This window comes from Pseudomonas sp. Sample_9 (assembly GCF_004307535.1).
GTDB classification, from domain to species: domain Bacteria; phylum Pseudomonadota; class Gammaproteobacteria; order Pseudomonadales; family Pseudomonadaceae; genus Aquipseudomonas; species Aquipseudomonas mercuritolerans.
The window spans coordinates 1-12,638 of record NZ_RAZO01000387.1; the positions used below are offsets into that span (position 1 = coordinate 1).

8 protein-coding genes and 1 pseudogene are annotated in these 12,638 nt (G+C 58.7%); 4 read left to right on the forward strand and 5 right to left on the reverse strand.

From position 1 onward, the window contains the following. The 3 genes and pseudogenes from D6877_RS22215 to D6877_RS22225 all read left to right on the forward strand — a co-directional run. Positions 1–164 (forward strand): annotated as a pseudogene (locus tag D6877_RS22215) (ATP-dependent protease); the annotation flags it as partial. Between the two features lie 90 nt (positions 165–254). Continuing rightward, entirely contained in the window at positions 255–509 is a 255-nt protein-coding gene (locus tag D6877_RS22220) for a hypothetical protein (protein ID WP_130912119.1), read from the forward strand. Positions 510–580: 71 nt separating this feature from the next. Then, a complete protein-coding gene (locus D6877_RS22225; RefSeq protein WP_130912120.1) occupies positions 581–1,141 on the forward strand; it encodes a hypothetical protein in 561 nt (186 codons plus the stop codon). Between the two features lie 58 nt (positions 1,142–1,199). On the opposite strand, the gene D6877_RS22230 is transcribed toward D6877_RS22225, so the two are convergent. The 5 genes from D6877_RS22230 to D6877_RS22255 form a co-directional block, all read right to left on the reverse strand. After that, a complete protein-coding gene (locus D6877_RS22230) occupies positions 1,200–3,158 on the reverse strand; it encodes a hypothetical protein (RefSeq protein ID WP_130912121.1) in 1,959 nt (652 codons plus the stop codon). A gap of 112 nt (positions 3,159–3,270) precedes the next feature. Then, positions 3,271–6,636, reverse strand: a complete 3,366-nt coding sequence (locus D6877_RS22235) for a calcium-binding protein (protein ID WP_241662939.1) — start codon at positions 6,634–6,636, stop codon at positions 3,271–3,273. A 183-nt stretch (positions 6,637–6,819) separates the two neighbouring features. Next, positions 6,820–8,484: a hypothetical protein gene (locus tag D6877_RS22240; protein WP_241662940.1), complete on the reverse strand. Its 1,665-nt coding sequence runs from the start codon at positions 8,482–8,484 to the stop codon at positions 6,820–6,822. A gap of 566 nt (positions 8,485–9,050) precedes the next feature. Next, the gene (locus tag D6877_RS22245; protein WP_130912124.1) at positions 9,051–10,367 is read right to left on the reverse strand and encodes a bifunctional DedA family/phosphatase PAP2 family protein; all 1,317 of its coding nucleotides are present in this window, start codon (positions 10,365–10,367) and stop codon (positions 9,051–9,053) included. A 126-nt stretch (positions 10,368–10,493) separates the two neighbouring features. Further along, a complete protein-coding gene (locus D6877_RS22255; RefSeq protein WP_130912141.1) occupies positions 10,494–11,189 on the reverse strand; it encodes a DNA-3-methyladenine glycosylase in 696 nt (231 codons plus the stop codon). 177 nt (positions 11,190–11,366) lie between these two features. Between D6877_RS22255 and D6877_RS22260 the strand changes: the two genes are divergently transcribed. Next, positions 11,367–12,638, forward strand: coding sequence for a glutamate-5-semialdehyde dehydrogenase (locus D6877_RS22260; RefSeq protein ID WP_130912125.1), 1,272 nt, complete (start codon positions 11,367–11,369; stop codon positions 12,636–12,638).

A 12,638-nucleotide genomic window follows, 5' to 3' on the forward strand; every position in this document is an offset into this window, starting at 1 on the left:
GCACCGAAGCCGCCGGGCAACAGGCGCTGGCCAATCAGCTTGCCTATCTGTTGCCCTTCGCTGAAGAAGACAAGATCGATCTGCTGCAACTCGACGACCCTCAGCAACGGCTGGATGCAATTCAGGCATTGCTCGATGAGTTGCAGGGCGAGTTGTTTGCCTAGTTGCACTCTGAATCAACTGATCGCTTTTGCCAGCATTGTTCTGATCATGCCTTTGCCTTAGTTTCAAGTTGTCCGCAGGAAGCGGATGACTTGAACAAGAACAAGGACGAAAGCATGACTGTATATGAAGATGAATGGGCGTTCTGGGACGATATTGCCGGCAAGTATATTCTGAAAAATGCCGGTACTGATCATAACGCCGGCCTCGTAATCGAGGCGGCAGCGAATTATGCCGATCGCATGGTAATAGCCCGACGTAAACGCAAGTCTGGAAAGATCCCTGACGGCGATATACCGCGGATGTTGGCAACAGCCGCAACCATCGCGACCGCGACCGCTATTTGATTTTTCCCTTTTCAGTATTTATCTGCCGATGCAGTTGAGTCACGGCAGAGCGTTTATCAGTGGGTAACCCTATGTCTTTGGCAAAAATAAACAATAAGAGCTTCACGGCAAATCTTTATCTGGATGGTCGACCGGTCGTTCTCAATCAACAGCGTCTGCAACAGGTGTTGCGAGACAAGCGGATAACCCTGGGCGAAAAACTGGAGGCTGAGGTAGGACTGACGAGCCTGCGGACATCCAGCTTCATTACGCTGGCTGACCATGAGGATGATGACCCGCTGGTGTTGAAATTCGTTCCTCAGGGTGATTATTACGCAGTCCACCTGGTGCATCCGGGCGCGTTTGACGGTGCGCAGATGTTCATCGAGGACAAGACCCATAACCTGTTGGCAAGCACCAGCGCCCCGCAGCATTACTTTTCAATCAGTACCTATGGGGCGCCGAAGGCTTCCCTCAACGATATCGCTTCCGGTGCGGCACTTATCGAGTTGAACAGCGAGCCGCAGGACAAGCCGCTGTATCGGCAGTTGAGCGATGGCATGAGTTTGTTTCTGGACACAGACCCCAATGTCACAGGGCATAACGCCTTCAACAGCAAACCTGCACGATTGGTGATCAAAGTCGTTAAATAACGTACAGCAGCAGATTCATGAAAAGGCGCCATTCATTTTCAATGAATGGCGCCTTTTTTCATGGGCGGTAGTGTTCGGCCACAGGCCAGGTCACATCATTGGAACAGGTCTTCCCGCCTTTTGGCAGCTTTAACACGACGCCACCGGATTGGGCTATTTGATCTATCAATCGGTCATAGGCATTGCTTCCATGCCAATACATATCCTCACCATCAGTGCCTGCCCAGGTTGCCTTTTCGATCGCATCCGCATTGTCGCCTGCCTGCCTTAACACATCCTCGACACGCGCTGCCTGGCTCAGATCCGATCGCACCAGCCAGATCCTTTCGGCGCTGATACCCCGGGTGGGCATGGAAATCCGCCCTTCGTAGGTATCCCCCTCAAAGTCCCTGTTATTCAGGTAGATGTTTTCCACCCGCGGGACCACTTCGATGCTGCGAGTGTCGATGACATACATAAAGCCAAGTGCCTGTTTGCGCCGCAGCAATGGGTAATCACGCGAGTTGTCCATCTCAAATGATGTGTCCGACTCCTCACCCGAACTGAATCGATTTCCGCTGGATGAGTCACTGTCGGAAAAATGCCCCGCATAGCGGTTGGCCTGGCTGTTGTAGTGGCGGGGGTTGGAATAGTAGTCAAAACTCAAATAATGGACGCCGTCACCCAAAGAAAATGTCGCGCTGAAAGCATGTTTGGTTGTGGTGTCGGAAGGGTTGCCCCGCAACTTCACCAACCGCTTGTCCCGCGCCAGTTCAAAGGGGGTACGCAAATCGGCGCGGAACATTGCAGGGATGTCCGTACGATAAAGATAGTCATGCTTGTTGCGCTTGTAGCCTGCATATTCGAGATAGCTGTTCAGAAAGCTTTCTTCATAACGTTGACTAATGTCAGGCAGATCGCTCTCACCCCCTTCACCTTCTTCTCTAAGCTTCAGACTGAACGGGCCCAGTTCCTCTGCAATGTGCTCGAACCTTTTCTCGTCCGGGCCGTTTTGTGTCATTTGTCTGTGCTGTCCGGCCCACTCCGGGAAGCCGTCTTCCATGTCTGCACGCAAGCGTTTTTGCTGAGCGACGCTCAGATTGTAACTGCGTAAAAGCTCGGCACATTCGCTGCGCGTTTTCTCCGGGTGGGACCACTTCATGGAGTCCAGAAGGAATTTATGATGGTCCTTGATATCCCTGCGTCTTGCCCACGCTGGCGGACCGCCGTTTGCTTGGGCTTCGGTACGAAAGGCATGGATTTGTGCATCGCGCAGGTTATACGCATCCCAGATTTCGCCATCGGTCCAGTGCGCAAGCTGCAAAGGCAAGGAAGGGTCCGGACGTGCCTCGCTCGGGTCTGCTTTGATCAGTCTGCCGTGCTTGTCCCGAAAGGCGAAGCCGACATTCAAACGCGAGGTGACCCGCCCTTGATGGGGCGTTTCCTGCCATTCGTGTACTGCGTAATAGCCTTGCGCATCCGGTACAGCTGCGGAATAGGATCCGGCCCGACGATCGGATGGGTACTCCTCGACGAGCTTGTTCAAGCTCCACAAGTCAGTGTCGGCGACTCGATAAAGAGGCGGTCCGGATGGCACTCGCTCGCTCGGCAGCCTGGCGCGCCAGGCCTTCATCAGGTCGTGATACGCCACCATCACCGTTTGCCCTGCGGCGGTGCCGTCATCATTGGCGATGTCGGCAAACTGACGACCCTTATAAACCCTCAGGCCGTTCGCATTGCAGGCGAGGGTCTGATCGACGCTTTGCAAGTAGAGTTCCAGTGGCAAGCCTGTTGTTCGAGGTCGAGGAGCTTGCGTCTCGCGCATCTGCGAGACCGTGATGTTCGCATCCACTTGTCCATGATCGTCAAAGGCGCTGGGGCCGGTGCCAGGCGCTTCGTTCAAACCGTCCGGTCTGATTCGTCCTGGCAAATGGAAGTCCAGATCTGTCAAGCGATCGGGTTGTGAAGGACGGGATGTTGAACCGGTGGATGTATCGGCCGTCGGTGAAGGGCGCACGCCTCCTGGTTTTTGTCGCATGAAAAAACTCCTTTTTTTACGAGTCAGCCTTCAATGGCAGAGTTGTTCAGGTGCCAGTGGATAGTCGGATCTCCACTGGCAATTTGTTCACATCGCGCTGGCGCGGTCAGATTCAATGGCGGGCGATAAACAGGTCTTCGCGGTTCAAGCGTGTCTGTGGATCAGTCACCGAACTCCAGTAGTTGCTCACCGAGTTGTACACCAGCGTGCCCTGCATGCCGGGCTGGTAACCGATGTGCGTCACGTAGACCCGTGCGGCCAGTTCGCTGCGTTGCCTGTGCTGTTCGATGCCGGCCAGCAGCGCCTCGACGCTGGCGTAGCTGCGGGCATCGATGACGTATAGCTGCAACATTTCGAACAGCAGCGAGACTTCGTAGATATTGCCGGCCGACGTCACCACGCTGACGGACTCCACTGGCGTGTCGACTCCCATCTCCGGCAGTTCAACGGTGACGCTGGCGATGCGCAAGCGATTGCCGTCAAGCCGGATGTCCTCGCGTGTAACGGTCTCACCGAGCGTGCGAGTAAACAGATTCCAGGTTGACGCATTGGCGGTTTTCGCCGCGGCCCCCGGGGTGGACAGGCGCACGATGCAGTTGCTGGCCAGATAAACGTCGTACGTCGCGCTCTGGCCCTCGAGCAGATAGATTCCTGTGTGCGCACGCTGTTCGATGACCACCTTGCTCGCCTGTGCGGTCAATGCTGGTTTTTCACTGACCAAAGGCCGCGTGAACAGATATTTGCCATTGCGCTTTTTCAACCAGCTGCGTGTGCTGAACAGCCGCGTGCCGGGGTTTTGCGCGTCTTCTTCGTAGTCCAGCTCCGGCACTTGCAGGCGGTAGGAAACTTCATCCTGGAGAACCAGCACGATGTCCTGCGCCAGCAGGGGTGTGGTGACTTTCAGGCTGTTGCGGCCGCTGTATCCCGTCGCTGATGCAATGGTTTGAATCACGCCCTTGAACGCAACCACTTTGGACGGCAGCAGAATCGACAGGCAGATATTCGTGTAGATCAGGTGGGTATTGCCCGAAACTCCGTTACGCAACTCGACGTCATAGCTGATCACCGCGTCGATGATTTCACTGTCCCGGAAGTCGAGATAAACGGTGCGGGCCGTGGCAGGTGCGGTGCGCTCAGCGACGAATTCGACCCGACGGTCCGTGCGTGCAATGAAATATCGATTCAGGCCCTGGCTGTCGATGACTACCTTGCCGTCATTGATGATGGCCGGCGCCGCGGCCGGTCGACCGTTGACGGTCACGGCGACCTCGATGTCCTGACTCAGTGCTTCGCCTGGCTGGGCAGGCAGCAGCGCCAGCAGTTCATATTTGTCTTGTGTGCGGAACAACCATCGGGCGTTTTTCAGTTGGCGCTGGCCGTCGACCATCCGATAGACGTTTTCCAGCGTCAGCACATGTTCGGGTTCGCTGCCATCCTTGCCGCGCAGCGAGCTGACGACCAGCGAAGTGCCAATGACCTGCCAGCGCTGAATGATTTCCCGCGGCCAGCCGAATTCGACCACGCTGGAGTGTTCGCCGTCCTCGATGATCGTTGTGCGCATATTGGAATTGGCGATGTAGTAGCTGTCCTCGCCGCTGCCTCCGTCCACCTGACACTCGGTGCCGAAGATGGCAATGATGTCGTTGCCGTCTCCTGCGCTGATGCGGTCGTAACCGTTGGCAGCAATCTGGTTGGCATCGGCGGTGCCCGTGACGCGGCTGGTGCCTTTGCGCAGGGTCGAGACGTTCTCGAACGAAGTCAGGTGCGCGACTTCGATTCCTTGCGCCGCTGGGTCCAGGCCGCGCAACGCCACCTTGCCGGTTTGCAGATTGATGTCATGCCCTATGTGGCGCGTGTCGCTGGTCGGGCGGCTGCCTTCGAACGCCACGGTGTCGGCGCCGGCACCGCCGTCGAGCACATTGATGTGCGCCGGTTTGCCTGGCCGGTCCAGTTCCTGCTCAGTGACTTCGTGATGGAACGCATCGTTCCTGTCGCCGCCGGTCAGCGCTTTGTGGCCGTCGCGGTAGGTGAACAGATTGGCCTGGGCCTTGACGCCGACGACGCGGTCATCGCCATCGCCCAGGCGCCAGAAAATGCCTTTGCCTTCGCCCGCGCTGCCGCTGACCTTGCCTTTGAGATCGGCAGGCAAGCCATCGCCGGCATCGATCACATCGTCTGCGCCAACGATGACGGCCTGGCTATCGAGTTTGAACGGCTTCTGTCCGACGCTTTCGTCCCAGACATAGCGCCACAGCTCGACGGATTGCAATTCGGTGCGAAAAGCGCCGTTGACCACGTGCTCGATGGAGTTCTTGTACGCGCCCTCGAGCAGGTCCCTGGCCGACTGTTCGAGCTGTTTTTCATGGTCGCGATAACCTTTGCTCAGCTTGAAGCGATCCATCACCTCCGTGTCCAGTTCCTGGCGGGTGAAAGCGAACCAGCCGGAGCGCAGGCGTTCGAGGCCGGAGAGTTCAATGTAGTCATCGATGTCGTCAACCACCCGCGCGGCCTGATAAATCATCGACCCGGCGATCAGCAGCGCCGCAGCGGCGAGCCCGACCGGGCCGGCGACACTGCCAAACCCGGCCAGCGCAGCGACGCCCAACACCAGACTGATGCCAGCGCCGGCCACGCTCAACGCGCCACTGACGTAGTGATCCTGCGCTTCTTTGCCCGACGCGGCAGCAGCAGCGTTGAACGATTTGACCGCATCAATGATGTCGAACGGCAGGGTGATCGCGCTGGCGAACATTCCTGCGCCGCGGCTCATGTATTTGCCCACCGAAGTCAGCGGGAAGTATTTGAAGAGGTTGCCTCCTTGAGTGAGCATCGCGTGGCCAGTCTTGGTCAGACCCTGCTCGATGACCAGCGAGCCGAGTTCGGCGGCAATGGAGCTGCCCTGGAACAGCGCTTCCAGTTTTTCACCCTTTTGCAGCGCATCGGCCATGGCCATATAACCGCTGTAGATGCCAAACCCCTGCAGGCCGACACCTGCACTGCTGGTCAGGTAACTTTTGTATTTGTTGATCCAGCCTGGCGCGTTTTCGAACGTATCGATCCGATGGATATCCAGCTTTTGCGCAGCCTTGCCCAGTTGATTCAGGCGATCGGTACTGCTGCCAGCCGCAATGGGCGAGTCGCTGACGAACATCGGCCCGGCGTCGATGGAGCGTTTGCAGGCGATCTCATAAAAGAGCATTGCCACCAGGCCGCTGTCCGGGACGTCGGCCGCCCTCAAGCGACTTTCGACTGCTGCCGCCTGGAAATTGAGCCCGTCGAGAAACTCTTGATCCGGGACCTTCATGTTGGCGTTTGTCGTGCTGATCAGTTGGCCGTTGACCGTTGCGCCCAGCGCCTGCAGTTCGACCCGACTGGCCATGTACTCGCCAATGCGCAGCGGGCCGAAGTGTTCGTCGAGGGATTGCAGCGTCTGGCTGTGCGAGGCGTCAGCGGGCTCGACGATGGAAGGTGAAGGCACGTGCTCGGGGTTGCCTGTTGCCGGTGCATACGCATTGGCTGAGGCATCAATGGGAGTGACTTGAAGCAGGCGCACATTGGAACTATGCGTCGAGGGTATGATGAGTTTCGCCACGTCTTGATCCTTGAATGGTGTGTATGAAGCTGCGGTTTCCTTACCGGTGTTGCGGGCAAACTGTTTGTTTCAGGGCCAGACGATGTCATGAGCGAATTCGTTTCTGTTGCCTGAAAGCCTGACTATGGGCAGGGCCGCTGCCTCGACCTGGTCGATCAATCGGTCATATTCGAACTGATTGGAGTGTCCGGCATGGGTCGCCGCTTTGATGCGTCCAGCGCTGTCTCCCGCCATGTCGTTGATGTCTGTCACCCTGGCGCCTTTGGTCTGGGCGCTGTTCAGCAGCCAGATACGCTCGGCACTCAGTCCGCTGCGGCTGACAGAGATCAGTCCCTCGAAATCGTCAGAGGGAAACCAGGTCGGCGGCGTTTTGCGGGCGCTGGCGTTGAACATCATGTTTTCTTCATGCGGGACGACTTCAAGGTTGCGGGTGTCGAGGGCGTAGATGAACATTTCCGTCTGCCGGGTGCGGCTGGACCGGTAATCGCGCTCGTGATCCCACGCCACGGGGCTGGCCGGTTCAGACCAGCCGGAAGACGAACTGCTCGGCGAATCGCTGGCATCGCTGTCAGCACTTTCCGAGCTGCTGTCACTGGCATCACGCCCCGGATATTTGTGGGTCTGGCTGTTGAAGCGCAGGTATTCAGGATCCGGCGCGCTGGCATACATCTGGCCCTCATTGAGACTGAAGGTCGCGCTGATCGGCTTGTGTGTAGTGGCGCCGGGTTCATGGTGGTAGCGCGGCAGCATGGTGCCGTCGTTCGCCAATTCGAACGGGGTGCGCTCGTCACCTCGAAACAGCGCAGGAATGTCGGTGCGGTACAGGCAATTGTTCTTGTTGCGCAAGTAACCGAGTTTCTTCAGCAGTGCTTCACGTATTTCGGGAGTCAGACTGTTCTCGGCGTGATACCAGTCGTGGCGGGCATTGCGCTTGAGGTTGAGTTGTTCGACTGCATCCTTGGCGAACTGCTCGAGTCGCTGCGGATTGTCGACGTCATCGAGCAAGCGCTGGTGAGCCTGGACCCAGGCCGGTATTGCCAGCCGGTTCTGCATGTCTTGCTGCAGACGCAGCAATTGGCTTGGCAGCAGGTTGAACGACTGCAGATAACGCTCACGCTCCTTGAAGGACATGGCCGGGTGCAGCCAGCGCAGGCTGTCGCGCAGCAGGTCGGTCACCGGGTTGCCCGTGGGCGATGGTTGCGCCCATTGGGGTGGCTGGCCGGTGGTGTGGGCATGCAGACGAAACCTCACGATGTCCTCGCCGTGCAGCCCGTACAGTTGCCAGATTTGCCTGTCGGTCCAGTGCACGAAGTGCGTCGGCTGTGCGTCAAAGCCGCCAGCGGGCGGGTCGACGCGCATGAAGTTGCCATACTCATCCGTGAGAGCGAACAGTGTCTGAGGTGCGCTTGATCCCCCGGACTCGCGCATTTCGAAATAACCCTGGTTGTCTGGCGAGCGCCCCGAGGGCCAGTAGCGGCTCTGGTCGATGGGCTGAGAGGGTGACTGCACGCGCGGTCGTTTTGCCGCAGGCTGTTCCGTCAGGCGCCAGGTCTGGCCCTCGGCATTTTTATACAGGCGCGGTCCGGAAGGGATGCGCTCGGTCAGCAGTTTGCTTCGCAGGGTGCCGGATTCATCGAGGCCGACATGAGTGGTGCGCAGCACGCCGTCGACATACACATCAACGAACTTGCGGTTGACGATCCAGCGAAAGCCTTCTGCGTCGGCGGGGTTCATGCCGCGCAAAAAAGCCTCGGAAAGCCAATAGTCATCTATCGATTTTTCACTCCCTCTATGGGCTGGCATGGGGGTGACTTCGACGGCGGGCAACCTTGGAGTTTCCCCGCTTGATTGCAGGCTGCCAGGAATGTTCGGCAATGTCTGTTGATAAAGATCCGTGATGCGCGAAAACCCGGGGAGCGCAATGTCGGATCTGCGCGTCCCGGAAGTGCCTGTTTCAGAATGGCGCGTAGCCGTCACGGACGTTTTGCGCGGTAATTTTGGACTCATGATTTGACTCGAAACTGATAGCAACTATAAACATTGTCTGGTGAGATCAATGTTTGAGGATATGTAATCACGCTAATCAAGTTTATTAACCTGGCGTGTGCTTATCAGTATGAAAGGCGCTGGTGTATGAAGTTGGATTTATTATGTAACGCCAATTTTATATTCGTTTCAGCAGGAAAGTTAGCCGGCTTGCGAGTGCGCAAGTAATACAGGTGAATCCAATGGCGGCGCCGCTCTCTTCGAGTGTTTCCGAAGAGCGGCGCTTAATGGTTGATATCTGAAAAGTATTTGTTTCAATAAGCGTAACGCAACAATGTATGGGGCAAGTGGCGCAGTACAAAGAATCCGAACAGTGCAACCATCGATGGCAGGATCAGCCACCAGATCTTGAACGGCATCGCGTTGAGGGACGTCTGTCGTTGGCTCAACCACAGCATCGCGGCACAGACGCAACTGGCGAGCATGGCACCGGCGAGAATGTCGGTTGGCCAGTGCGCCCCCAGATAGACCCGTGACAAGGCAATTGCCAGTGCCGGGATGCAGGCAATCAGCAGCCAGGTCAGACGCATGCGTGGCGGCTGACCGCGACCAGCCAGTACACCCAGCGTCAGGAACAGGGCGAATGCGCCCGAGGCGTGACCGCTTGGCATGCTGTAGGTGGTCAATGGATCACTGAGCACTTCAGGGCGCACCCGGGCGAAGAAGTATTTGGTTCCGGTGTTGGCCATCGCGGTCACCATCATGGTCGCGCCGGCAAATATCGCCTGGCGCCACTGCTTGCACAGCAACAGCAATATGACAAGCAGGGCGCTGAACAGCAGCATGTTGCGGAACTCGCCGATCAGGGTCAGCGTCACGGCGATTTCGTCCAGCGCTGGCTGACGATGTTCCTGCACCAGAGTCATCACACCGTTGTCGAGCGCGGTCAGGTACGGGTAGCCGATGAACAGGCCAATCAGGATCAACAGGCTCATGCTGCCGATCCAGATCGTCGCGCGACGATGTCGGCGCACGCTGCTGTTGACGCTCAGGCCGACCATCACCGCGATACTGGCCGCGACAATCCCGGCTTCGAGCCAGAAGCCTTCAGGCAATGGCAGGCGGAACGCTGCGCCCGTGGCCCAGCCCGGCAACAGGTAAGCCAGGCTCCAGCCGGCGGCGGCGAGCAGGCTGACGGCGAAGAAGCGCGGGAACGGCATGTCGCACATCCCGGCGACCATCGGCAGCATCGGCCGCAGCGGGCCGATGAAACGCCCGACCAGCAGGCTGGCGATACCATAGCGCTGGAAGTACGACTCGGCGCCAGCCATCCATTCCGGATGATGGCGCAGGCCCGGCAGGCGGCGGATGTTCTGATGGAAATGCCGCCCCAGAAAGTACGAGATCAGGTCGCCGAGGATGCCGCCAAGAAAGCCCAGCAGCAGCGTTTCGCTCAGTGACAGCGCGCCGCTGCCGGCCAGTACCGCCACGGCAAACAGCAGCACCGTGCCTGGCACGATCAGCCCGGCAATCGCCAGGCACTCCACGCACGCCACGAGGAACACCGCTGCGGCCAGCCACTGTGGATTGGCGCCGAGCCATCCGGTGATGCTATCGAGCCATGGGCCCATACAGAAAAACTCCAGACTATTGATGATCCCGGTAGGAGCTGCCGCAGGCTGCGATCTTTTGATTCTGCTTTAAAAGAACAAGATCAAAAGATCGCAGCCTGCGGCAGCTCCTACAAGGGTAAGCATTTACAGCAACATATAATCCCGGCCTTCGACCTGACCCCGTCGCAGCGGGTTCCGCGTGCACCATTGCGCATACGCGGCGTCAACGAAGCGGTACATCAAGTGTTCATCACGGCCCAGCGGAATGCCCAGCCGGGTGGTTTGAATAATCTGCGAGGGCGGCGGCCCGGTGTCTTCGACCAGCAACAACTCATGGTCGAAACGCTTGGCATCCCACATCGGTACTTTCAAACCCAATGCCTTGCACAACAACGTCTGCCCGGCGCAGAGCTTCTGCGTCGGACGCGGTCGCCCCTGGGCATCGGGATTGTTCAGCAGCATCTGCGCCAGACTCGCCGGGCCGCTGACCTCGTCGACCCACGGATAGGCGGATTTGATCAAAACGGCATTGCCCGGACCTTGCGCGCTGAAGTTCAGCGAATCACCGCCACGGGCGTAGTACATATAGATGTGGCCGCCATCCAGAAACAAAGCCTTACGCTTTTCTGTGTAACCGAGCGAGGCATGACTGCCTTTTTCCGCGCAGTAATAGGCTTCGGTCTCGATGATTCGTGCGCTCAGCCACAGGTCGCCGACGCGATGGCGGATGACTTTGCCGAGCAGCGCCTGCGCCAGCACTTGTGCGTCGCGGTCGAAAAAACTGTCCGGCAGGCCCACGGGCAGGCGCGCGGACTCGGGGCAAAGGGGCACGTTGGTCATGATGGGCAAGGTTTATCCAGGCTCAAGAGGTCGTGATGATAACAACGCTGAGCTTAATTACGTCTGAACGAGGGGCAAACGCAGCTCATTTCGACCATCCGCCCGTCACCGCTGTTAGTCCCGGGACGCGACAGCTATAATCTGCCGCTTTCCTCTTTGCCAAGACCCCAGCAGACCATGACTGAGTCCGTTCTTGACTACATGACCCGATTGGGTCGCGCCGCCCGCGCTGCCTCCAAGGTCATCGGTCGCGCCAGCACCGCGCAGAAAAACCGCGCCTTGCAGGCTGCCGCCAATGCTCTGGATGCTGCACGCGCCGAGCTGGCCGCAGCCAATGAGCTGGATCTGGCTGCCGGTCGCGCCAGCGGTCTTGAGCCGGCGCTGCTGGAACGTCTGGAACTGACCCCGGCACGCATCGACGGCATGATCGTCGGCTTGCGCCAGGTCGCTGCACTGGCGGATCCGGTCGGCGCGATCCGCGACATGAGCTTCCGTCCGTCGGGCATTCAGGTCGGCAAGATGCGTGTACCGCTGGGCGTGATCGGAATCATCTACGAATCCCGTCCGAACGTGACCATCGATGCCGCCAGCCTGTGCCTGAAGTCCGGCAACGCGACCATCCTGCGCGGTGGCTCCGAGGCGATTCATTCCAACCGCGCGATTGCCGCGTGCATTCAGCGCGGTCTGGCCGAGGCCGAACTGCCCGCCGCCGTGGTGCAAGTGGTCGAAACCACTGATCGTGCCGCGGTCGGCGCGCTGATCAGCATGCCTGAATACGTCGACGTCATCGTGCCCCGTGGTGGCCGTGGCCTGATCGAACGCATCAGCCGCGATGCCCGCGTGCCGGTGATCAAGCACCTGGACGGCATCTGCCACGTTTACGTCAGTGAACATGCCGATCTGGCCAAAGCCCAGCGCATCGCCTTCAACGCCAAGACTTACCGTTATGGCATCTGTGGCGCGATGGAAACTTTGCTGGTCGATCGAGCGATTGCCAGGGATTTCCTGCCGTCGATGGCCGCGCAGTTCCGCGACAAAGGTGTCGAGCTGCGTGGTTGCGAACGCACCCGGGCGATCATCGAGGCTGTAGCGGCCACCGAGGACGACTGGCACACCGAGTACCTGGCGCCGATCCTGTCGATCCGCGTGGTCGACGGACTGGAGCAGGCAATCGAACACATCAATCATTACGGCTCCCATCACACCGACTCGATCGTCAGCGAAAACCTCGCCGACACCCGCCGGTTCGTGGCGGAAGTCGACTCGGCCTCGGTGATGATCAACACGCCGACCTGCTTTGCCGATGGATTTGAATACGGATTGGGTGCCGAGATCGGCATTTCTACTGATAAGCTGCACGCCCGCGGCCCGGTGGGGCTCGAGGGGCTGACCTGCGAGAAGTACATCGTGGTCGGCGATGGCCAGTTGCGCGGCCAGGCGACGGTCTGA